The sequence below is a fragment of the Nocardia sp. TBRC8007 genome (assembly GCF_056629435.1).
The window spans coordinates 58642-80929 of sequence record NZ_JBWSOR010000013.1 but is presented as its reverse complement, the minus strand read 5'-3'; the positions used below and the strand labels follow the sequence as shown (position 1 = coordinate 80929).

The window sequence follows — 22288 nt, the reverse complement described above, 5'->3', positions numbered from 1 at the left end:
CCGAGTCCGGCAAACCAGACGATTGTGGTTAACCCGACAATAGAGCTGATGAGATTTCTACTAACGCGTCGTGACATGCCAGAGATGTGATCCGACCGTCCGGATTCTTTTCCCGTTATGACATGTGGCAAAAATTTAGCAAACAATATGGAAGTGGCACTGAACACACTCCCGCGATACCGGCCCCCTAGGCGACCCAGCTAGGCCGGGCAGAGAGCAATCGCCGCACGTACCAGCGCGACCCTATGTAGGGCATCGCCCCAGCCAGTAGCGAACATACTGAAGACACTGCGCGCCAACTGCTCCACACAATCCGGTGCGGTCAGCTCGTCCCAGCCTGCGCGAAGCTGACCGAGAATCTGGATATTCATCCTGTCGATGGTCGAACGGACGGATGCGAGATCAACAGAATCGACCGGCGCCTCGGCGCGATCGAGGCGCCACCGCAGCATCAGTCCACGCTGCACCGTCTTGTTCGCCTCGATTTGACCGAAGAAGACCTGACGCACCCAGATCTCCGGCAGATCATCGCCACTACCGAGACGCGTGACCATGTCGTAGACCTCGTCCTCACGGGCGAGGTCGGCGATGGCGGGCTCGATGCCGCGATCGCCGGTCGTCCACTTCACCGCCGCCACCGCGTCGGCAGTATCCAGACGCTCGGCCAGCAGCGAGATCAGCGAGTCCAGCGAGCCGCTAGCCGGGGCGGCGTCCGAATCAACCGACCGCATGACCAGCACTGCCAAGAGGACCGATGCCAAGGCACCGTGCAGACAAGAACATTCCGGTATCGCTCCCATCGGCATGTCTTGCGTGGAAACGAATCACCGCGCCAGTTTATGCGCTGTTCACCACGACACTCCGCACAACATAGACTCCGCACAACATAGAATGCCTTGTGAATCTGGACACATCCGGGCGCCTCTGCTCGCAGGGTCCCCCGGCCGCCTGTCACGCTGTCATAACGAAGCTGTGACAGTTCAGTCGCGCCCGCGAAAAGCACCTGGGACATAGAGGATGTGCCTTCCGATGACCGTCACCGGCTTGTTCACCTGGCTCGGCGGGGGCCGGGCCAGTGCTGTCACCAATCGTCATGAGCGTGCCGGTTACGTCCTCACCGGCGCAGCCGTGCTGCTGTTCACGACAATCTCCGGCGTGGTCGCCGCGCTCGCCATTGCCTCGGCCGGTACCTGGCCGCTCTGGGCCGCGCTGGCCACGGGGCTTGTGGTCATGGTACTGATCGGCGCGCTCGCACGCGCACTGGCTACAGCACAGCTGAGTGGAGAACTGGATCGGCTCGGACTGATCGCTCGCATCGCGGTAGCCGTGCTGACCGGTGTATTACTCGCCGAGCTCGCCGCGATCGTGCTCTTCAGTGGGTCGATTGATCGCATGCTGGACGAACAGGCGCAACGGTCGGTCGACTCGGCTCCACGCGTCGTCGCGGCGCAGAGCGAGCTGGACCGAGCGAAGAACGACCGAACCGCGCTAGAGCAGACGATCACCGAGGCACAGACTGCTAGCGACCGCGCGCTGGTGGTCGCGCGCTGCGAGTACAACCCGACACCTGAGTGCCCGCAGACGAAGATCACCGGTGTGCCCGGCCGTGGCCCAGAAGAACGGACAGCCAACGACATGCTCGATGACGCGCGCAGGCAGCTCGCCATGGCGCGAAAACGAGTAGCTGCGGCCGACCTCCAGATCATCGACGACCAGAACGCCCTCACCGCGGCGAGGACCGCCGCCTTCGACAACGCCGACCGCGGACTCGGCACGCGCTGGCAGGCGATGAACGACTACACCTCGCGCGCGGCATTGCCGCAACGTGGCCTGATAATCGTGGCCTTCGTTATGCTGGCCTTGCTGCCGCTGGCACTGCGCTGGTGGCGTGGGGAGACCTCATTCGATCGGCACAACGCAGCGCATACTGTACGCGACAGAGCCGAACGCGAAGCCGACGCAGCCATCGCGATCGAGCAGGCGCGAGTGCGCACCGAGACCGAAGCCCTGCGCTCCGAACAACAACTTACCGCCGCGCGCCTCGCCGCAGCGGCGGACACGGCTATCGACCGGGAGCGACAGCGCACCCGGATCATCGCGGCCATCGGAGGTATCGAGATCGGTATCACCGAACCGCAGCGCAGCCCCGAGCTTGCCGCCACGGCCGACGATCGAAAGGACAGCGCCATGCCGCATGAGGTAACGCCACACCTACCCACAAACGCACCCGCACCCGCGACCACACCGTCCCAGAGCGATGGTGGCCTCGAGCTGCCGCTGATCGGCGCGATACCGTTCACCGATACCGCGGCGCGCTTCATCCGACCACTGGTTCCATCGTTCGTCGCCAACGCCATCGATACCGCGACGCACCCGCTACGCACCGCACGGCAGGCATTCGAAGAAGTCGAGGAGATCACCTTCACCCTGCGGCGCACCCGCAAGGTCACTGTCGACGGACACGTGGCGCATCCGCAGCAGGCGAATGCACAGGGTGAGCATCGACTCCAGCATGGCTCTCCCGAGACCGCGCATGCCAGACACATCGCATCCACCGTTGTCGATTCGAACTATCCGACCCCACCGGCCTCGGGCTACGCCGCGATCCCGCCGACCAGCACCGCTGGCTATGCTCTGCCCCCGCAGCCCCGCAGCGACGAATTGCCGGACCTCCGGCGCCCCGAACTGCCAGAGGCCGACCGCCGTGAACTCCCACCTGGCCACTGATCGCACCCCGCCATAGCCCGCGCTAACCAAAGCTCATGTGCAGCAGCGCAACCAACGGAATCCGGCAGCACACCGTAGAAAATCTTTGCCGCCCAAGGCAATTCCAATACAGTGCTCACCCGGTCAACTGGAATCTCGGACAGGTCGAGGCCGTTACGGAAAACCGCTATGCGCATGCTCCCGAGTTCTGACCTATGTCTTCGGAACAGGCCTGTCTTCGGAACAGGCCGCCGCAGGGCACTGGAGCAGCGGTGCGGGAGTTCCTAGCAGTTGGGCGCCCAACACAGCATCACAGAGCCCAACACAGCATCACAGGACAGCTAACATTCAGCACAGTGCAGACGCCGACTCCTTGGGCAGCAGGCAGCTAAGCCGTGTCACAGATGGTTCTCCATACCCCCATTTGAGTTGCGCTGACCGCAGCGAGTCCCACTCTAGCTGCGGTCAGCGTTACCTTAGACTCTACACAATCGTTACCCATACGCAACCCTCCCCGCTGCGGTCGAGCGAACCAGGCAGCACACCAGCAACCCCCGATTGCTCCCCCTTTCAATTCCTTGCCAGCTAACATATCCAGCCAACCTGGCGCCGGATTTCCGGACGAATCACGCCCGTTCGACAACTCTTCATCGCAACCTCGAATCCGCGCCGAGAATACGATCGAGTACAGAACGCGACGATAGCCATGCGGATCGATGACACCCGTTACAACTCGCCTCAATATGCTCCTACCTGCACGCTCGTCCACAGGAGTGCACGGTTGCCGACTGTCGACCCAGGAAAAGAGACTATAAGTTTGTTTTTGACCAAATAAACATGATGGGCACACAGATCAACTGAATAAAGACGGGTCAACACCTCGCCATAATTCGATTAACCAGCCGAGGAATAGCTTCCACTCAGCCCCCTATCTCGCCTCGTTCGGCACCCAGGCCGCAATCGAGCACAGAAGTGTGATCTTCACCTCAATGAACCGATCCAGCGGCTGAAACCTCGCGGAACGGGCAGCACGGTCTCGCCGTGAGCTCTCCTGTGATGGTTCCGTGACCTAGCTCATGCGAGAGGATCGGCTTGCCCTGCGTTCAACCAACGCGCAGAATCCCGGTGACCGTACCCTGGAGGATCCGGCCGTTACGCGTAATCAACGGCACGGTCTGCAGCGGATCGTCGATGATGGTGCCTGACAATGGCACGGACGCAGTGACCGCACCGGTATCCGGGTCCAGGACAGTGAACGCGTAACCGTCGAAAGGCGTGGTGTGATCGAGCCCGACGCGAGTGATGGTGTAGAGCGCGTTATCAGCAGTGGATAAACGTGGCACAGCCGCGCTACGTACGCTGTTGTGCCACATCGGCCTGCATTCCGTACCGACCACATCTATCCGCGCCATCCCACCGGTGAACGGTGCACTCGGCGGCACCGCAGGTCCCGCGCCATCGGGTAGCGCTGGATACGGATAGCCATAGGTGCTCGCCACAAACACCGAACGGCCGATCGCGACTGGCGAATTCTCGCTACCCCCGGCACCGTCGGGGAGCACTGGTACCGCACACACCAACCGCCCGGTGCCGGAACGGAACACCAGGACCTGTACCCGCCCGTCGGCGTTATCGACAATGGTCACATAGTCGGCACTGGTCTCCGGTCCGAAATAGGTGGGTGTCGAGCCCGTGCCCCAGCTGAGCTGTCCCGGCTTACGCGCGGTCCCTCTGTCGTAGACCGCGCGCCACAAAATCTCGGGAACACCGGACGTGGCGGCACGCAGCTCATACAGCGCGTGGGTAGTCGCCACCGCGATCCGCCCGCTCGCAGCCGCAGAAATGCTGTTCGCCACCCGCTCTCCGGTCGGCAAAGTCACCACTGCGATTCGCCCGTTCGGTGCGACAAACCCTACTGTTCCCCGGCCGGTCGCGAACCAGATATTGCCCGACCAATCCGGAACGAGCCCGGTCACATTGTCCCCAGTGGGGATAATGGTGCCGAGGTCTGCGGATTCTTCGCTGATCAGCCGCCATTGTCCCGCCGAGTCACGTACGTGCCGCACCCGGAGCAAGTGGTTGTTCCCATCCACGACCACCAGCCGATCGTCGGCATCGAGGTAGGCATACACCCCACCGAGCAAACTGCCCTTGGCCAACGGCAATACGGCCGATGAGGTCAGCAATGGTCCCGGAACCGCAGGGTCGAGTAGATGCACTGTCGGCGTCCGGCCTACGATCGCGGTACACAGCGCGACCACGAGGCCGTCCGATCCTTCCAGCAACGTCGGGCATGCGGAGGCCAGCGGGTAGGCGCCTAGCGCCATGGCGCGCGTGCCTGGTCCAGCGAGCGGGGTGACGTCCGAAGAACCCGCGTCACCGTGCATGGTCGCGGTGCCTTCGGGCCCAAGAAAAGGATTGGGCGGCGCGAGCGGCCCCCATTGTCCTGTTGCCGAGGCGGGCACTCCCGGCAGCAGCGCCAGCACTCCGACCGCGAGGATCATCAATGGTCGGTACACTGCGGTCGTCTTTCATTCTTTCCGGTCGCGACACCAAGCCGACTACATCAGCGTGCCGCCGTCGACCCGGATCTCGGTGCCGGTCATATAACGTCCTTCGTCCGAGGCCACCATGGCGACCACCCCGGCGATATCCTCCGGAGTGCCCAGCGCCCCGTGATTCAGCCACCCGGTCATCCGAGAGAACAGCTGTGGATCGAACCCTTCGGGCTGATCCAGAATGGACTTCGTCGTAATGCCGCTAGTGATGCCCGCAGGAACAATATTCACCGCGCGCAACCCCTGTTTGGCGTACTCCAGCGCTATGGCGTGGGTAAAGGCGTTCACGCCGCCCTTGGACGCCGCGTAGGACGCGAGGTAGGGCGCCGCGCTGACGGCCGCGGTCGAAGAGATATTGACCACCACCCCACGTCCGGTGTCCAGCAGTGCGGGCAATGCGGCCTGGGTCATCAAGAAGGTGCCGGTAAGATTCACCGCGATCACCTGATTCCACACCTCTAGCGGCATCTCATGAGTCCGCGCAGGCCGCAGAATGCCCGCCGCGTTCACCAGCACGTCCAAGCCGCCGAGAAACTCGAGCGCCTGTTCGGTCAGCGCGCGCACCGATTCCAGGGCGGCGATATCGACCTCGATCGTTCGCAATCGTTCGGCTTCCTCGCCCGCTTTCTCCGAGGTAACCGTCAATCCGGCAACATCGATATCGGCCGCGACCAGCTGCGCCCCCTCATCGAGTAGTCGCAAGGCGATGCCCTGACCGATGCCGGAACCCGCTCCCGTCACCATCACACGGCGACCGTCAAATCTGCGCATGCCGAGAATTAGAACACGTTCCCGTTATCTGTCAAGGCACTTTGCCTACTCGCTGCCGAAACGGCCAACCCTAACATCACTCTTACGGCTGAGCACTTGCGTACCGCATTTTCTCGGCGAACGATTGATCGTGCGGCAGCACGATCGCGGTCCATTTCGTGCCATGCCGTTGGTGAACCGTGACGCGTCGGCCTCTGCGAACTTTGCGGAGTATCGCCCGACATGAGGAGGGTTCGATGTTCATCCAAGTTATTCAAGGCAAGGTCACCGCTCCCGCTCGGCTCCGTCAGCGCATGATCCAATGGAACCAGAAGCTGCAACACGGGGCTTTCGGTTACCTGGGAACGACAAGCGGGATGTGCGACGACGGGACGATCATCTCGCTGACCCGATTCGAATCCGAAGCTTCGGAACGCCTCAACAGCAAGCGCCCAGAACAAGCCGCCTGGTGGGCAGCGACCGAAAAATGCTTCGAAGGCCCGCTCACGATCATGGACTGCACCGCGGTGACGGAGTGGATGCATGGCGACTGGCACAAAGCCGGATTCGTCCAGATTATGGAGGGCCACACCCCCGATGTGGACCGGATGCGTGAATTGCTGATACAAACGGGCGATCGCCTCCAGGAGCTACGCCCCGAGATCCTGAGCGGCACCTTGGCGACCCAGGGCGACGGATTCGTGGAGGCGGTGTACTTCACCTCCGAAGCCGAAGCACGTGCACACGAGAAGGTCGAGGTACCCGACGATCTGAGACCACTACTCGAGGAGGAGAGCAGGCTCATGGGCGAGATCACTTACTTCGACTTGCACAAACCGACACTGCTGTCGCCAGGACGGAAGTAGACATCGATACAAGTCGATGATTCGCCACGACCAGAACTATCGGCCTTGCGATGGTCCATTGATATCTTGCGAGCCTGATACCTTGCGAGCCTGATACCTCGAGAGCCGAGGCCCGCGGCAACCACGATCGGATGGTTGTCGCGGCTCGATCTTGTCTGGATCACGACTCGGCAGGTCGCGGCATCGACTGGGTAGCCGTATTCGACATACTTGGATTCCGCCGGTCACAGCGATATAGTTGTCGAAGGTAACTAGTTGTCATACACAAATAATTGCCTCTAAAAACAATTTTCCGGGCAAGAGATGAAGGACCTATGGACAGCGACGCGGTGATCGACCTGATCGCCCAGCAATTGGTCCGGCTGAACCGCATTCGCGAGCGCACCAACGCGCAGATCGCCGCCATATCCCATAACGAGATCGAGGTTGCCGCGTACGGGATTCTCTTCCGGCTGCTCTGCGACGGGCCGATGCGATCGGGAGAACTGGCCGAGGCACTGTACTCGGATGCTTCCACGATCAGCCGCCAAGTAGCGAGCCTGGTGAAACGGGGCTTGGTCGAACGGCAGGCAGATCCAGACGACGGCAGAGCCAGTGTCTTGGTCGTCACCGACGCGGGACAGGGATTGACCGATCAACTGCGCCGCCGCCGAAACGAAATGCTCGAGCGTGTTCTTGTCGAATGGGACACCATAGACCGCGAGAGGTTCGCCGCTCAGCTACGACGATTCGCCGACGACTATGAGGCGGCCCGGCCCGGCATTCTCACCGCGTTCACATCGAAACCGGACAGCCCTTCAACGGAGAAGCATCCGTGACGGCCGCAACTTCCGCCGAGGCTGGATCGGACTCTGGCTTTACCCACCGCCAGATCCTGGTGATCATGAGCGGCCTGATGCTGGGCATGCTGCTGGCCGCACTGGACCAGACCATCGTTTCGACCGCGATCCGCACCATCGCCGACGATCTGCACGGCTATTCGATGCAAGCCTGGGTGACTACCGCCTACCTGACCACCTCGACGCTGAGCACGCCGCTGTACGGCAAACTTTCCGACATGTACGGCCGCAGGCCGTTCTACCTGGCCGCTATCTCGATCTTCGTAGTCGGCTCGCTGTTGTGTTCGTTCGCCGGGTCGATGTATCAGCTGGCAGGCTTCCGGGCGCTGCAGGGCCTCGGTGCAGGAGGTCTGCTGTCGCTGGCGCTGGCTATCATGGGCGATATAGTCAGCCCACGAGAAAGGGCGCGCTATCAGGGCTACTTCCTGGCAGTGTTCGGGACTTCCAGCGTGATCGGCCCGGTGTTGGGCGGCCTGTTCGCCGGTCAGCCGTCACTGCTCGGTGTCACTGGCTGGCGCTGGGTGTTCCTGGTCAATGTGCCACTCGGCATGATCGCGCTGGTCGTGGTGACCCGGGTATTGCGGCTGCCGAAGCAGTCCGCACCGGGCGTGCGTATCGACTGGTTGGGGGTGTTGGCGCTGGCGATCGGCCTGGTGCCACTGCTTGTGGTTGCCGAACAAGGCCGAGGATGGGGCTGGGGCAGTGCCTACTCGGTGCTCTGCTACGCGATCGGCGTGGTAGGCGTGCTGGCCTTCATCGTGATCGAGGCCAAGCTGGGCGACACCGCGCTTATCCCGCCGCGGATGTTCCGAAATACCACTTTCGCCCTAGGAGTGCTGATCTCCTTCGTGGTCGGAGCGGCTATGTTCGGTGGTATCAGCCTGCTGCCGCAGTACCTGCAAGTGGTGCGTGGGTCCAGCCCGACCATCGCGGGTCTACAGATGCTGCCCATGGTGCTCGGTATGATGACCGCCTCTGTGATCGCGGGCCAGACCATATCGCGTACTGGACGCTACCGAATTTTCCCGCTGCTGGGCGCCGTCCTGCTGACGACAGGACTGTTCCTACTGCACTACATCGATGCCGACAGCCGACTGTGGCTGGTCATGATTTTCATGGTGGTGCTCGGCCTTGGCTTGGGCAACCTCTTACAGCCGCTGACCCTGGCGATACAGAACGCGATGCCACCGAAAGACATGGGTGTGTCGACCGCGGCCGCTGCTTTCTTCCGACAGATCGGCGGCACACTGGGTGTGGCGGTGTTCCTATCCATCCTGTTCGCCCAGCTGACTCCGAATATCAGCACCGAATTGCACACTGCGGCGACCCGACCGGACTATCAGCAGGCAGTCCTGGAGAGCCTGAACTCATCCAACCCAGCCGATGCGGCACTGGCGAAGGGCTTGATCGCGCACGACACTTCGGCGGCAGCCGGTGTGCTCAACGACAGCTCAGTGATCCAGCGGCTGGACCCCGTCTTAGCACAGCCGTTCAAGACCGGCTTCGCGGAATCGCTGTCGACGGTATTCCTGTCGGCGGCTGGCATGACGATACTGGCGCTGATATTGGTGTTGTTCTGGAAAGAGGTGCCATTACGCAGCACCGGTGGCATCGAGGCACACTCCGCGACCCGACGGGAACACTCAGAACAGCCAGCGGAACAACCCCGCACCTGACCCAGCGGTCACGAGCGAAGCACGAGAGTGTCGATACTCGAGACAGTGTCGACACTCGAGACCATGGCACTCGCAAGCTGTTTCGGGCAGAGGCGTGTGTGGCCTTTGCCGATCGAGTGCCGAAGCTCCCGTGGATGCTGCGTATCACACTGCACATTACAGACGTAGGCCCGGCAAGATCGAATATTTTGCCGGGCCTACGTCGTGGTGGGCGAAGGGGGACTTGAACCCCCACGTCCCGAAGGACACTGGCACCTGAAGCCAGCGCGTCTGCCATTCCGCCACTCGCCCGAGCGACTCGGAGACAGTATCACGCTCTTGCGACGAATATGAAATCACCATTTCAAAGCCCTGACCGGGGGTGGATGACCTGGGAACTCTGGACCACCACCAAGAGTTACAGGCGTGGGCGATCGTGGATATCATGCAATGAACGTGGTCGATAAACGACACGCCATACGCGCGCGTCGTTGTTACGAATCAGGTAAAGAAACGCTCACCGAAGGAGGCCGAGATGGGCATCGTTTCACGGTTCGAGCGTCGCCTACAGGGCGCCATCGGTGACGTGTTCGCCAGAGTGTTCGGCGGCAATGTCGTGCCCCAAGAAGTAGAAGCCGCGTTACAACGCGAGGCCGCTGATCAAGTCCAGGATCTCGGCGGAGGCCGCATGCTGGCACCTAACAGTTATGTGGTCACGATCAACTCATCGGATCGCAGGCAGCTAGACGCCGACCACGACCTCACCACCCGCGCATTCGCCAAACATCTACAGGACTACATCCGAGAGCAAGGCTGGCAGACCTACGGCGAAGTGCACGTAACGTTCGAAGCATCACCTACGCTGCACACCGGGCAATTCAGGGCGAGCGGCCGCGTCGATCCCGACGTCGACCATGGAGCCGACTCGGCTCGTGGCCCCGAATCGCCGTCACAACGACCCGCAAACCCGCAACCAGGAGCTGGCCCCATGACGCAGAACTCAGGCTACGATCCGAGCCGTGAGCCCGCGGAGTCCGATCCACGCAACCGCGGGTACGCTCCACCGCCCGCTGGTCGTGGCGGTCCGCAAAACGGCGCGTACCGAGACGATTACGGCCATGATGCATACGGTGCGGACTACCAGGCCCCGGATGCACAGCAAGGTTACGGTGACTATCAGAATGGCTATGACTACTCGCAGAGCGGCCATGGGTACGGCCAGCCCGGCGAGTACAGCGATCGAGGGTATGGCCAGCCCGGCTACAGCGACCGAGGGTATGGCCAGCCCGGCTACAGCGACCGAGGATACGGCCAACCCGGCTACAGCGACCGAGGATACGGCGACCGAGGGTACAGTCAGCCCGGCTACGGCGATCCCGGCTACGGTAGGCAGGAGTACGGTCAGCCTGGTTACAACGATCCGGCCTATAGCGACCAGGGCTACAGCGATCCTGGCTATGGTGAGCAGAACTACTCCGACCAGAACAGCTACGGCCAAGATGATCAGGGCGGCTATGGCCAGGCCTACTCACAGCAACCTAGTTACGGCACCCCGCAGGGCTACGGTGGCCAAGGCTACGGCGCCGCACCGCAAACCGGTTCCGGTTACTCTGCGACCCTCCAGCTGGACGACGGCAGCGGGCGGACCTATCAACTGCGAGAAGGCAGCAACATCATCGGCCGCGGTCAAGACGCGCACTTCCGCCTGCCCGACACCGGCGTCTCACGCAGGCACATCGAGGTGCGCTGGGATGGCCAGACCGCGATGTTGTCCGATCTCGGCTCCACCAACGGCACCCTCGTCAATGGCTCCCCGGTACAGGATTGGCAGCTGGCCGACGGCGATGTCATCCGAGCTGGGCACTCCGAGATCCTGATCCGTATCGTCTGATCCCGTAAGCTCGCGGTGCAGGTCACCATGGCTTTCGAAGGATTTGTTCGGTCGTACTGCGATCGAAGCCGGCCGACGGCCCTATTATGCTGCCAACACACGCGCGGTGCCGGGGCCGGCGAGGCCAGCGGACTGGTGGAGCGGTCGAACCGCACCCATGGCAGCGACATACACGGTTGAACAGGAGGTGGAGTGCCGTGCAGGGACTTATCCTGCAGCTGACCCGTACAGGGTTCCTCCTGCTGTTGTGGCTGTTCGTGTGGGCTGTGCTGCGCACCCTGCGCAGCGACATCTACGCGGCATCCGGCATACGGATTCAGCCCAGGGCCGCACGCGGGTCCGCGGTGTTGTCGTCCTTCAGCCGGGGCCAGAAGGGCGCCAGATTTCTTGTGGTGACTCAAGGTTCACTCGCAGGTACCCGCATCCCCCTCGGTACCCAACCGGTGCTGATCGGGCGTGCGGACGATTCCACGCTGGTCCTCGCCGACGATTACGCCTCGACCAGACACGCACGACTGTCCCCACGAGGTGACGATTGGTACGTGGAAGACCTCGGCTCGACGAACGGTACCTACCTCGATCGCGCGAAGGTGACCACCGCCGTCCGAGTTCCGCTCGGCACCCCTGTCCGCATCGGTAAAACAGTGATCGAGCTGCGATCGTGACACTTGTTCTCCGCTACGCAGCGCGCAGCGACCGTGGTCTCGTCCGGGACAACAACGAAGACTCCGTGTACGCGGGCGCGCGATTGCTCGCACTCGCCGACGGCATGGGCGGACATGCCGCCGGTGAAGTCGCTTCCCAGTTGATGATCGCCGCGCTGGCCCATCTCGACGACGACGAACCGGGCGACGATCTGCTCGGCAAGCTCGACGCGGCCACCCGAGAGGGCAATGCCGCCATCGCCGATCAGGTCGAGGAAGAGCCCCAGCTCGATGGCATGGGTACCACACTCACCGCAATCCTGTTCGCCGGCAAAAAACTCGGCCTCGTGCACATCGGCGACTCCCGCGCCTACCTGCTGCGTGGCGGCGAACTGGCCCAGATCACCAGGGACGACACCTTCGTCCAGTCCTTGGTCGACGAGGGCAGGATCACCCCAGAGCAGGCGCACACTCATCCACAACGTTCACTGATCATGCGCGCACTCACCGGCAATGAGATCGAGCCGACGTTGATCATGCGTGAGGCACGCGCCACTGACCGCTACCTACTGTGCTCCGACGGTCTCTCGGACGTAGTCAGTGACGAGACCATCGCCAATACGATGCGCGAAGGCAGCACCGACGAATGCGCCGATCGGCTCATCGAACTCGCGCTGCGCAGTGGTGGCCCCGACAACGTGACCGTTGTCGTGGCCGACGTCATCGATCTGGACTACGGCCAGAGCCATCCGATCGTGGCCGGTGCGGCATCCGGCGTCGACGAGGACACGCCGCCACCGAATACGGCGGCGGGCCGGGCATCCGCGCTTCGTCCACCATCCACCACGCCGCGCCGCGTCGCCATGGCCCCCGAGCCGCCGGCCAAGAAATCACATCGGTTACGGTGGATCGCGCTCCTGGTGGCACTGATCATCGCGGTTGGCATCGGACTGTTTGTCGGATACAAGATGATTCGCAGTAATTATTACGTCGGAGCCGACAATGGCTCAGTGGTAATTCTGCGCGGACTGCCTGGATCGATCCTCGGCTACTCGATTCATGACGTGAACCTGGTGGGTTGCGTGACCCGCGAAGGCAAACTCACCCTGGCCGAGCCCGACGCGAAACTGCCACCTTCGTGTAAGCCGCTGGAGGTCGGCGATCTGAAACAGACCGGTCGCGAACAAGTGGCCAAAGGATTGCCGCCGAGTTCGCTGAACAAAGCCAAGGACTCGATGGCATATCTCGCCAAACAAGAGCTGCTACCACCATGCTCGGTCAAGAAATCAGTACCGCAACCCGAAGTGGTAGCACCAGTCGGCCCGACGACACCAGTCCCCACGGACGCTGCCCCTGCTCCCGTGCCGAACCAGGGGGAGGTCAATGGCTCCGAGCTCGCAGCGCCGACACCGTCAGAGCCCCCCGCACCACCGACCACTTCGCAGAATCCCCAGATCCCCGGGGAGAACTGCCGGGTGACGGACTGATGTCCGCACAGTCCCCGCCGTCGGCTGGGGCCTTTCCCAGTCCGCCGGGCGGCTTCGCTCCCGCGCCGCCACCGAGTACAAGACGAAATGTCGAACTGCTGCTGCTGGCCGCCGCAGCGGTGATCACCACCGTCGCGCTCTTTCTGGTGGAAGCCAGTCAGGAGCAGTCGATCACATGGGATATCGCCAAATACGGTCTGGCATACCTGACATTATTCGCGATCGCGCACCTGGCTGTACGGCGGTTCGCCCCATTCGCCGACCCACTGTTGCTACCGATCGTCGCGGTACTCAACGGGCTAGGGCTCGTCCTGATCCATCGGCTCGATCTGGCCGATCAAGAGGAGGCCGCCTACAATTCATGGGCGATTCCGTCCCCGGACGCTACGCAACAGATCTTGTGGACCTCGCTGGGCATGATCGGGTTCATCGCTCTGCTGATCATCCTGCACGACTACCGCACCTTGGCCCGCTACAGCTACACCCTCGGTCTGATCGGCCTTGTCGCATTGACCATTCCAGCCATCTTGCCCAACAAGTTCTCCGAGACCAACGGCGCGAAGATCTGGATCCGGCTGCCCGGGTTCAGCGTCCAACCCGGCGAATTCTCCAAGATCCTGCTGATCATCTTCTTCGCATCAGTGTTGGTCGCCAAACGCGAGCTTTTCACCACAGCTGGTCGGCGCGTGCTCGGCACAGAGCTGCCCCGCGGCCGCGATCTCGGCCCGATCCTGGCGGTCTGGGTCGTGTGTCTCGGCGTACTGGTGTTCGAGAAAGATCTAGGAACCTCACTGCTGATCTTCAGCACTGTGCTGGTGATGCTCTACATAGCCACTGAACGAGTGGGCTGGCTGATCATCGGCGGGATACTGCTCGTGGTGGGGTTCTTCATCGCCTATCAGATGTTCGGCCATGTCCGAGTCCGGGTAGAGACTTGGCTGCATCCATTCGCCGACTACTACAACACCGGCTATCAGATCGGGCAGTCGCTGTTCGGCCTGGCCACCGGTGGCCTCGCGGGAACAGGCTTGGGCAACGGCAGACCCAACCAGGTACCCTTCGCCAAAACCGACTTCATCGTCACCACGATCGGCGAGGAACTCGGGCTGATCGGGCTCACCGCGATCCTGCTTCTGTTCTTGGTATTCATCGTCCGTGGCTTGCGCACGGCACTCGCGGTACGCGACAGTTTCGGTAAGCTGCTCGCGGCCGGCCTGTCGTTCACTCTCGCGATCCAGCTGTTCGTCGTCGTCGGCGGCGTTACCAAATTGATTCCGCTCACCGGTCTGACCACACCATTCATCTCCTATGGCGGCTCCTCGTTGCTGGCCAACTACGCGTTGCTCGCGGTGCTGATCAAAATTTCCGACGCCGCCCGCGCACCCGCGCCGGTTCGGAAAAGAGAACCTGCGCCGATCGCCGAGGCGCAGACCGAGTTACTGCGCCGTGATGCGACACGACCGGAAGCGAGTTCCGCGACATGAACACTCCACTGCGCCGGGTCGCGGTCTCCGTTATGGTGATGATCCTCGCATTATTGGCGAACACCACGTATGTCCAGGTATTCAAGGCCGATGACTACCGCAACGACCCCCGGAACAATCGAGTGTTGCTGGATGAGTACTCCCGGCAGCGCGGGCAGATCTCGGCAGGCGGCACCGTACTGGCAAGCTCTGTCGCGACCGATGACCGCTACAAGTATCTGCGCACCTACCCGACCGATCCTGAGGCATACGCGCCTGTAACGGGTTTCTACTCGATACAGTACGGCAGTACCGGATTGGAGGGCGCCGAGGATGCGGTGCTCAACGGCTCGGACAGTCAGCTATTCGGAAGCCACCTCATCGATCTGATCTCCGGCCGCGATCCACGTGGCGGCAATGTGCTCACCACGCTCGACCCCATCATGCAGCAGGTCGCCTACGAACAGATGACCAGCAAGGGATATACCGGCTCAGTAGTGGCGATCGAACCCAGCACCGGCAAGATCCTCACTATGGTGTCCACACCGAGCTACGACCCGAATCTGCTGTCTGGGCACGACGGCGCACGCGTCACCCAGGCGTGGAAAACGCTGAACACGGATCCGCACCAACCGATGTTGGATCGCGCCATCTCAGCGACCTACCCACCCGGCTCCACATTCAAGGTCGTGGTCACGGCCGCCGCGCTGTCCAAAGGCATCGCCACCCCCGAAGACCAGTTCACCGCCGCACCGCATATCACCCTGCCCGGCACCACAACCACACTGGAGAACTACAACGGCACCACCTGCGGTCCTGATCCCACCGCTTCGCTCTATGACGCGTTCCGACGATCGTGTAATACCGCGTTCGCCGAACTCGGCATCAAGGTGGGCGCCGCGAATCTAAAGGACAAGGCGGCCGCATTCGGCATCGGGGAGCAACAGCACATCCCGATGGAGGCGAAGAAAAGCACCGTCGGCAAGATCCCCGATGACGCCGCCCTGGCTCAGAGCAGCATCGGGCAGCGCGACGTGGCCTTGACCCCGTTGGACAACGCGGTCATCGCGGCAACTGTCGCCAACGGCGGTGTCCGAATGAAACCGTATCTGATCGACCAGCTACAGGGCCCGGACCTGAGTGAGCTTTCCAAAACCAAGCCGGTCTCTGTCGGCCAGGCAATCAGTGCCAAGGTAGCGTCAACCCTGACCAACTTGATGATTGCATCGGAGAACAACACTGCTGGAGGCGGTCGGTCCCCCTATCAAATCGCCTCCAAGACCGGCACAGCGGAGCACGGTACCGATCCGCGCAATACGCCGCCACACGCGTGGTACATCGCGTTCGCTCCCGCGCAGAACCCGAAGATCGCCATCGCGGTGATCGTGGAGGACGGTGGCGACCGGGCGCTTGCCGCAACCGGCGGCTCGGTGGCCGCGCCAGTAGCGCGCGCGGTCTTGGACGCTGGTCTTCGAAGGGGCTGAACGATATGGATGTGCGAGTGAAGGTACGGGGATCTCGATGCTGAACAACGGTGCCACGATCGCCGACCGGTACCGGATGCAGCGATTGATCGCGACCGGCGGCATGGGACAGGTCTGGGAAGCTCTGGACACCAGGCTCGACCGCAGGGTCGCAGTCAAGGTGCTCAAGTCCGAGTTCTCCGCCGACCCGACGTTCCGGCAACGGTTCCGCACCGAGGCAAAGACCACCGCGCAGCTCAATCACCCCGGTATCGCTGGTATCTACGACTATGGCGAGACCACCGACCCACAGGGCAGCGAAACCGCCTACCTGGTTATGGAGCTGGTCCAAGGCGAACCACTGAACGCTGTGCTCAGCCGGCTCGGCAGACTGTCGGTGGCCCAGAGCCTGGACATGCTGGAACAGACCGGGCGCGCGCTCGATGTGGCACACCGTTTCGGCGTGGTGCACCGCGATGTGAAACCGGGCAATATCCTGGTCACACCAACCGGCCAAGTGAAGATCACCGACTTCGGCATCGCCAAGGCAGTAGACGCATCACCGGTGACCAAGACCGGTATGGTCATGGGTACTGCCCAGTACATCGCACCCGAGCAAGCGGTCGGCGAAGATGCCACCGCGGCCAGTGACGTCTACTCGCTCAGTGTGGTCGGATACGAGGCGCTTGCCGGACAACGGCCCTTCACCGGAGACGGTGCGATCACCGTAGCGATGAAGCATGTTCGCGAAACCCCACCTCCGATGCCATCCGATCTCCCCGGCAATGTGCGCGAACTGATCGAGATCACGATGGAGAAAGACCCAGCACGGCGCTATGCTCGTGGCGGCGAGTTCGCCGACGCGGTCGCCGCGGTGCGGGCGGGCCATCGCCCACCGCCACCGCAAAGTGCCCGATTCGCCGCACCTCCGATCGGTATGCCGCCACCGAGCCCTACCGTCGTAATACCACCCACAGCAAAAGATTTCGATGACGCTGCGGCGAATTACCAGACGCAGGTGGCCAGAACAGCGCATCATGCCGGTCCGGCAGAGACGCAGGCCACGCTGCTGAACCAGAGCACAGGTCATCAGCCCCTAGAAGACGGCGCGCGGTTCACCCCGGGGCAGAAGTGGTTGGCCGGCCTCGGTGCCGGTACCGTGTTGCTCGCTGCGGCCGCGGTCTTTCTGGTGTTCGGCGGTAGCGCCGAACCGAGTTCGACACCGTTGCCGATCTCGACGACCCAACCGACCCAGCCGACTCGGCAGTTCGCCCCACCGGTGGTCACCACAACCACCTCCGAGTTCGTACCACCACCTCCGCCAATGGTGACAACCACCACGGAACCAACCAGCACTGAGCCATCGACAACCACCACGGCGCCGACGACGCCACCGCCGACGACGGCCCCCTCGACGGTCACATCGCCAACCGCGACCCCTTCAGCGACCACCACAGCACTGAGCACGACGAACCCCACGCCGACCACCCGGTTCAGCCGACCCCACATTCCCACCATCGACATGCCGTTACCGGAGCTTCCCGGCGCCCGAGAACTCACGGTCACCGACAACGCATCCAACACTTCTTCGCAAGGACAACCATGACGACCCCGAAGAACCTCTCCTCTCGCTACGAGCTGGGCGAGATCATCGGGTTCGGTGGCATGTCCGAGGTGCACAAGGCACGCGACCTGCGGTTGAACCGGGATGTGGCCATCAAGGTGTTGCGGGCCGACTTGGCGCGTGATCCCACGTTCTACCTCCGGTTCAAACGCGAGGCGCAGAATGCCGCCGCGCTCAACCATCCGGCGATCGTCGCGGTCTACGACACCGGTGAGGCCGAGATGGACGGCGGCCCGCTGCCCTACATCGTGATGGAATACGTGGACGGTGACACGCTGCGCGATATCGTGCGCGGCAAGGGCCCGCTGCCGCCACGGCGTGCGGTGGAGATCATCGCCGACGTCTGCGCCGCGCTGGACTTCAGCCACAAAGCCGGAATCGTTCATCGCGATATGAAGCCGGCCAATATCATGATCAACCGGGTCGGCGCGGTGAAGGTCATGGACTTCGGCATCGCCCGTGCAATCGCCGACAGCTCCAATCCGATGACACAGACCGCAGCGGTGATCGGCACCGCTCAGTATCTTTCGCCGGAACAAGCCCGCGGCGAAACAGTCGACGCCCGTTCGGACGTCTACTCCGTTGGCTGCGTGCTATTCGAAATCCTCACCGGCGAGCCGCCGTTCACCGGGGATTCGCCGATCGCCGTCGCCTATCAGCATGTCCGGGAAGATCCTCGGCTTCCCTCCCAGGTGCACTCCGGAGTATCGCGCGATCTGGACTCGGTCGTGCTCAAGGCGATGAGCAAGAATCCGGCCAATCGGTACCAGAGCGCAGCTGAGATGCGCGCCGATCTGATCCGGGTGCTCGGGGGGCAGAAGCCGAGCGCCCCGATGGTGCTGACCGACGAGGATCGCACCACTATCCTGGGGTCCACTCAGCATGAGCCACACAGCTACCACACCATCGAGCGGGACGACGATACCGCTGAGCAGGATCCGGCCGAGCCCACCGAACCGCGGCGCGTCGGGTATATCGCGCTCGGCGTTGTCGCCGCGATAGCCGTGGTGGTCGCATTGTTCTGGGTATTGGTAGGACCGGGAAGCCAACCGGACCAGGTGGCTGTGCCCGACCTGGCGAACAAGTCCTCTCAGCAAGCCCAGAAAGCTCTGCAGGAGCTCGGATTCACCGTGGCGATCCAGCAACAAGCCGACAATAAGGTCGCTACAGGCAATGTGATCACCACCCGACCGCTGGGTGGTTCGCGAATCGATAAGGGCAGCACCGTCACTGTCCAGGTCTCTACCGGACCAGCCCAAGTAAAGGTGCCGAAACTCGATGGCCTGAATCAACAGGAGGCTGAGCAGAAACTCAACTCCATAGGGCTGCAGATGGATCCGAACGCAGAGCACAAACCATCCAGCACGCAGAACACCGATAAAGTGATCGGCACCGATCCCGCGGCAGGCTCCCGGGTCGACATGGGCCGAGCCATCACGGTCATTATCGGTGCGGGTCCCGAGAAAGTTCGGGTCCCGAATGTGGTCGGTCAGTCGATCGATATCGCACAACCGAATATCGAGGGAGCCAATTTCAAAGTCCAGATCCAGGAGATCGACTCGTCTAAGCCGAAGGGCCAAGTGCTCAGCACCAATCCGACAGGCGGTTCGACAGCCGACAAAGGGTCGACTGTGATTATTCAGGTCTCTGCGGGCAATCAGATCACCATGCCGGACGTCAGGGGCCTGACCCTCGCACAAGCAGTGGACAGACTGCGCGAGAATGGCTGGGTCGGCAGCACTACGCAGATCAGCCGATACACAGTGTTCGATCCAGGTAATGTCGGTCGTATCATTTCTCAGCAACCGCAGGCCGGTTCGACTCTCGACAAGAACGCCGATATTACGATCACAATCGGTACTCTCACCTGACGCTCCGGGTATCTGCGCTGCTCAGTGCCCTACCTTGGGCCTGCAGCGCGGCATCGAACGAAATTCCATGCCCCGGTTACCGGTCAGGGAACTTCGCTGGCGCGACCGGCGCACGCGACAAACTCGGCACAGCGATTCAGAACGCGGAATGCAGATGCCGACCCTCTGCCAAAAGAACGGAAATCTCTACTTCTGGTACCGATTCGATAGAAACCGAATTCGACGAACCACCATCGGGCCGATGTTTCCAGCGGGAGAATTGCCTTGTTCCCGATGAATGAGTGACAACTGGCCGATGACCAAGGAGGTAACTCATGACCATTGCCAAGGACATCATGAGGCCCGGAGCACGGTGGATCCGCAAAGATGAGACCATCACGGACGCTGCCCGCCTCATGACTGAACTCAACGTCGGATCCCTGATCGTCTCGGATGAGAACGAACGGATGTGTGGTATCGTCACCGACCGCGATATCGTCGTCAAATGCATCGCTCGAGACAAATCGCCCGCTGATACCCCAGTCAAAGAGCTGTGCGAAGCGACACCGCGATGGGTCGACGCCAATGCCGACATCGCGATCGTCCTCGACGAAATGGAAACCCATCGCATCAAGCGCGTGCCGGTGATCGAGAACAGTCAGCTGGTCGGCATGATCAGTGAAGCGGACTTGGCCAGGCACCTCGATGACAATCAGCTCGGGGAGTTCATGACCGCGGTCTACGGACGTCCTTAGGTTCGGCAACGGTGCGGCGGCGGTTCAACGATACCGCCGCTCGCATCCCGGTGCCACACGGTAGAGATCACTGCAGCGCCAGCGCGGCGACCTCAGCCTCCAGCGACTGCACCAGCCCTTCAGCTGGTTTCTGCCCACACTCCCCGAGCCAGTTCGCCAGCATGCGATGCCCCCCTTGGGTCAGCACCGATTCCGGGTGGAACTGCACACCATGGATAGGCAGCGTGCGATGCCGCATGGCCATCACGATCCCACTCTCGGTGCGGCCTATCACCTCGATCTCCTCTGGCAGGGTGTCCTCGAGCACAGTGAGGGAGTGGTATCGCGTGGCCGTGAAAGGGGCAGGCAGGCTTGCCAATACTCCGGTGCCGGTATGGAACACCTCGCTCGTCTTGCCATGCAACAACTCAGGGGCCCTGGTAACAGTGGCGCCGAATGCTTCGCCGATCGCTTGATGGCCTAGGCATACTCCGAGCAACGGAACGTCACGTTCGGCACAGGCGCGCACCAGAGGGATACTGGCTCCAGCCCGATCCGGGGTGCCGGGGCCAGGACTGATCAAGATGCCATCGAAGTCGTCCACGACCCTGCCACCGGTCAGATTCGGATCGTCGTTACGCCAGACGACAGCATCGACACCTAGTTGCCCGAGATACTGCACCAGGTTGAAAACGAAGCTGTCGTAGTTGTCGACGACCAGAACACGCATGGCATCGAGACTACGTCCCCACCCGACACTACGTCGCATCTATTACCAGTTGGGATAGCCTAGAAAACACACCGGAGGGCGCCGCAGCCTTGTCCGCGGTAGCGGGTGCGCTCGGCAGACAACACGACATGAATCCACCCGCCGGTAACCGACCCGCACGCCGAATACGAGGACGTCATGCCCAAGTCGAAGGTCCGTAAGAAGACCGACTACACGATCAATCCCACCACCCGGACCCCGGTGAAAGTAAAGGCCGGGCCGTCCCCGACGTGGTACATCGTCGTCATGCTCGGATTCATGCTCGCGGGGCTACTCTGGTTGCTCGTCTACTATTTGGCGGCCGAGCAGATCAGTTGGATGAACGATCTCAACGCGTGGAACTTCCTGATCGGCTTCGGACTCATGGTAGTAGGCCTCATCATGACGATGCGTTGGCGTTGAGCTACCAGCACTGACGCCCATTACAGTTATGTCATTCATGCACACCTGTGGATGAATCTGTGGACAACTCGAAAACGATGAGGGAGTGTCTTGACTCCTAACCCTCCGGATCGCGACGCATGGACCCGCGACGAAACCGGGACGACATGGACCACCCCGATCGCCGCGCTCATCGCGGTCACTGCGGGTGGCACTGTCCTGGCTGTCGCCGCGGTCTTCACCGCTGACGCTGCCAGTCGTTTGCTCGTCGGGCTAGCTGGCATCGGCCTTCTGGCCCTTGCCGGGCTCGGCTTCCGGCAGCGACCACGGCTAGCCGTGGTGTCCGGCACCCGACCGCGCCTAGTGGTCCGCACTCTTACCGGGGCAGATGAATACACTACTGATCGAATCACCCGCATCCGGATAGTGAGCTACCGCCGCCTCGGACGCAGAGTGCCGACACTAGAGCTCGATGTCGAGCGCAATGGCGCGGAGCGGCTGCTGATCTTCGGTCGCTGGGATCTGGGCGCCGCTCCCGCAACCGTGTACCACGACGTGGTCCAGACCCTGTGCCTACCCGAGAGCAAGACTCACTGACCAGGGACCGG

18 protein-coding genes and 1 tRNA gene are annotated in these 22288 nt (G+C 62.1%); 14 read left to right on the top strand and 5 right to left on the bottom strand.

The window, feature by feature from the left end; genetic code table 11:
* Positions 1-200: 200 nt before the first annotated feature.
* Positions 201-731 (bottom strand): chorismate mutase, encoded by a 531-nt coding sequence (locus ACX4ZE_RS13275; protein WP_480273704.1) that lies wholly within the window; start codon positions 729-731, stop codon positions 201-203.
* Positions 732-1029: 298 nt separating this feature from the next.
* Here ACX4ZE_RS13275 and ACX4ZE_RS13270 point away from each other — a divergent pair, with 298 nt between their 5' ends.
* Entirely contained in the window at positions 1030-2727 is a 1698-nt protein-coding gene (locus ACX4ZE_RS13270; protein WP_480273703.1) for a DUF4407 domain-containing protein, read from the top strand.
* A 1082-nt stretch (positions 2728-3809) separates the two neighbouring features.
* Here the strand turns inward: ACX4ZE_RS13270 and ACX4ZE_RS13265 are convergent.
* A complete protein-coding gene (locus ACX4ZE_RS13265; protein ID WP_480273702.1) occupies positions 3810-5210 on the bottom strand; it encodes an NHL repeat-containing protein in 1401 nt (466 codons plus the stop codon).
* Between the two features lie 57 nt (positions 5211-5267).
* On the bottom strand, positions 5268-6035 hold the full coding sequence (locus ACX4ZE_RS13260; protein WP_480273701.1) for an SDR family NAD(P)-dependent oxidoreductase: 768 nt from the start codon (positions 6033-6035) through the stop codon (positions 5268-5270).
* Positions 6036-6271: 236 nt separating this feature from the next.
* Between ACX4ZE_RS13260 and ACX4ZE_RS13255 the strand changes: the two genes are divergently transcribed.
* The 3 genes from ACX4ZE_RS13255 to ACX4ZE_RS13245 all read left to right on the top strand — a co-directional run bounded on the left by ACX4ZE_RS13255 (position 6272) and on the right by ACX4ZE_RS13245 (position 9395).
* Entirely contained in the window at positions 6272-6880 is a 609-nt protein-coding gene (locus ACX4ZE_RS13255) for a hypothetical protein (RefSeq protein WP_480273700.1), read from the top strand.
* 314 nt (positions 6881-7194) lie between these two features.
* Positions 7195-7698 carry a MarR family winged helix-turn-helix transcriptional regulator gene (locus ACX4ZE_RS13250; protein WP_480273699.1) on the top strand — a complete coding sequence of 168 codons (504 nt, stop codon included), beginning with the start codon at positions 7195-7197 and terminating at the stop codon, positions 7696-7698.
* A complete protein-coding gene (locus tag ACX4ZE_RS13245; RefSeq protein ID WP_480273698.1) occupies positions 7695-9395 on the top strand; it encodes an MDR family MFS transporter in 1701 nt (566 codons plus the stop codon). The genes ACX4ZE_RS13250 and ACX4ZE_RS13245 overlap by 4 nt, the downstream gene beginning before the upstream one ends.
* Before the next feature lie 205 nt (positions 9396-9600).
* Here ACX4ZE_RS13245 and ACX4ZE_RS13240 read toward each other — a convergent pair.
* A tRNA-Leu gene (locus ACX4ZE_RS13240) sits at positions 9601-9686 on the bottom strand.
* Between the two features lie 223 nt (positions 9687-9909).
* On the opposite strand from ACX4ZE_RS13240, the gene ACX4ZE_RS13235 reads away from it, so the two are divergent.
* The 8 genes from ACX4ZE_RS13235 (at position 9910) to ACX4ZE_RS13200 (ending at position 20551) form a co-directional block, all read left to right on the top strand.
* Positions 9910-11265, top strand: a complete 1356-nt coding sequence (locus tag ACX4ZE_RS13235) for a DUF3662 and FHA domain-containing protein (RefSeq protein ID WP_480273697.1) — start codon at positions 9910-9912, stop codon at positions 11263-11265.
* Between the two features lie 197 nt (positions 11266-11462).
* Positions 11463-11930 (top strand): FHA domain-containing protein FhaB/FipA, encoded by a 468-nt coding sequence (locus ACX4ZE_RS13230; protein WP_480273696.1) that lies wholly within the window; start codon positions 11463-11465, stop codon positions 11928-11930.
* Positions 11927-13396: a PP2C family protein-serine/threonine phosphatase gene (locus ACX4ZE_RS13225; protein ID WP_480273695.1), complete on the top strand. Its 1470-nt coding sequence runs from the start codon at positions 11927-11929 to the stop codon at positions 13394-13396. Before ACX4ZE_RS13230 ends, ACX4ZE_RS13225 begins: the two co-directional genes overlap by 4 nt.
* A complete protein-coding gene (locus ACX4ZE_RS13220; RefSeq protein WP_480273694.1) occupies positions 13396-14880 on the top strand; it encodes an FtsW/RodA/SpoVE family cell cycle protein in 1485 nt (494 codons plus the stop codon). The genes ACX4ZE_RS13225 and ACX4ZE_RS13220 overlap by 1 nt, the downstream gene beginning before the upstream one ends.
* Complete coding sequence (locus tag ACX4ZE_RS13215; RefSeq protein WP_480273693.1) at positions 14877-16343, top strand: peptidoglycan D,D-transpeptidase FtsI family protein; 1467 nt, start codon at positions 14877-14879, stop codon at positions 16341-16343. The genes ACX4ZE_RS13220 and ACX4ZE_RS13215 overlap by 4 nt, the downstream gene beginning before the upstream one ends.
* Before the next feature lie 37 nt (positions 16344-16380).
* Positions 16381-17928 (top strand): protein kinase domain-containing protein, encoded by a 1548-nt coding sequence (locus tag ACX4ZE_RS13210; protein WP_480273692.1) that lies wholly within the window; start codon positions 16381-16383, stop codon positions 17926-17928.
* Complete coding sequence (gene pknB, locus ACX4ZE_RS13205; RefSeq protein WP_480273691.1) at positions 17925-19817, top strand: Stk1 family PASTA domain-containing Ser/Thr kinase; 1893 nt, start codon at positions 17925-17927, stop codon at positions 19815-19817. The genes ACX4ZE_RS13210 and pknB overlap by 4 nt, the downstream gene beginning before the upstream one ends.
* 314 nt (positions 19818-20131) lie before the next feature.
* The gene (locus ACX4ZE_RS13200) at positions 20132-20551 is read left to right on the top strand and encodes a CBS domain-containing protein (RefSeq protein ID WP_480273690.1); all 420 of its coding nucleotides are present in this window, start codon (positions 20132-20134) and stop codon (positions 20549-20551) included.
* A gap of 67 nt (positions 20552-20618) precedes the next feature.
* On the opposite strand, the gene ACX4ZE_RS13195 is transcribed toward ACX4ZE_RS13200, so the two are convergent.
* On the bottom strand, positions 20619-21260 hold the full coding sequence (locus ACX4ZE_RS13195; RefSeq protein WP_480273689.1) for an aminodeoxychorismate/anthranilate synthase component II: 642 nt from the start codon (positions 21258-21260) through the stop codon (positions 20619-20621).
* A gap of 177 nt (positions 21261-21437) precedes the next feature.
* Between ACX4ZE_RS13195 and crgA the strand changes: the two genes are divergently transcribed.
* Together crgA and ACX4ZE_RS13185 are read left to right on the top strand one after the other, a co-directional pair.
* Entirely contained in the window at positions 21438-21701 is a 264-nt protein-coding gene (gene crgA / locus ACX4ZE_RS13190; RefSeq protein ID WP_480273688.1) for a cell division protein CrgA, read from the top strand.
* Positions 21702-21791: 90 nt separating this feature from the next.
* Positions 21792-22277 carry a PH domain-containing protein gene (locus tag ACX4ZE_RS13185; RefSeq protein WP_480273687.1) on the top strand — a complete coding sequence of 162 codons (486 nt, stop codon included), beginning with the start codon at positions 21792-21794 and terminating at the stop codon, positions 22275-22277.
* Positions 22278-22288: the final 11 nt, after the last annotated feature.

What these genes read in the sequence shown, in the direction of transcription:
- crgA (WP_480273688.1), top strand. Translation starts at nt 21,438, where the DNA reads ATGCCCAAGTCGAAGGTCCGTAAGAAGACCGACTACACGATCAATCCC.
- pknB (WP_480273691.1), top strand. Translation starts at nt 17,925, where the DNA reads ATGACGACCCCGAAGAACCTCTCCTCTCGCTACGAGCTGGGCGAGATC.
- ACX4ZE_RS13250 (WP_480273699.1), top strand. Translation starts at nt 7,195, where the DNA reads ATGGACAGCGACGCGGTGATCGACCTGATCGCCCAGCAATTGGTCCGG.
- ACX4ZE_RS13275 (WP_480273704.1), bottom strand. Translation starts at nt 731, where the DNA reads ATGCGGTCGGTTGATTCGGACGCCGCCCCGGCTAGCGGCTCGCTGGAC.
- ACX4ZE_RS13195 (WP_480273689.1), bottom strand. Translation starts at nt 21,260, where the DNA reads ATGCGTGTTCTGGTCGTCGACAACTACGACAGCTTCGTTTTCAACCTG.
- ACX4ZE_RS13270 (WP_480273703.1), top strand. Translation starts at nt 1,030, where the DNA reads ATGACCGTCACCGGCTTGTTCACCTGGCTCGGCGGGGGCCGGGCCAGT.
- ACX4ZE_RS13210 (WP_480273692.1), top strand. Translation starts at nt 16,381, where the DNA reads ATGCTGAACAACGGTGCCACGATCGCCGACCGGTACCGGATGCAGCGA.
- ACX4ZE_RS13255 (WP_480273700.1), top strand. Translation starts at nt 6,272, where the DNA reads ATGTTCATCCAAGTTATTCAAGGCAAGGTCACCGCTCCCGCTCGGCTC.
- ACX4ZE_RS13235 (WP_480273697.1), top strand. Translation starts at nt 9,910, where the DNA reads ATGGGCATCGTTTCACGGTTCGAGCGTCGCCTACAGGGCGCCATCGGT.
- ACX4ZE_RS13220 (WP_480273694.1), top strand. Translation starts at nt 13,396, where the DNA reads ATGTCCGCACAGTCCCCGCCGTCGGCTGGGGCCTTTCCCAGTCCGCCG.
- ACX4ZE_RS13265 (WP_480273702.1), bottom strand. Translation starts at nt 5,210, where the DNA reads ATGATCCTCGCGGTCGGAGTGCTGGCGCTGCTGCCGGGAGTGCCCGCC.
- ACX4ZE_RS13260 (WP_480273701.1), bottom strand. Translation starts at nt 6,035, where the DNA reads ATGCGCAGATTTGACGGTCGCCGTGTGATGGTGACGGGAGCGGGTTCC.
- ACX4ZE_RS13200 (WP_480273690.1), top strand. Translation starts at nt 20,132, where the DNA reads ATGACCATTGCCAAGGACATCATGAGGCCCGGAGCACGGTGGATCCGC.
- ACX4ZE_RS13215 (WP_480273693.1), top strand. Translation starts at nt 14,877, where the DNA reads ATGAACACTCCACTGCGCCGGGTCGCGGTCTCCGTTATGGTGATGATC.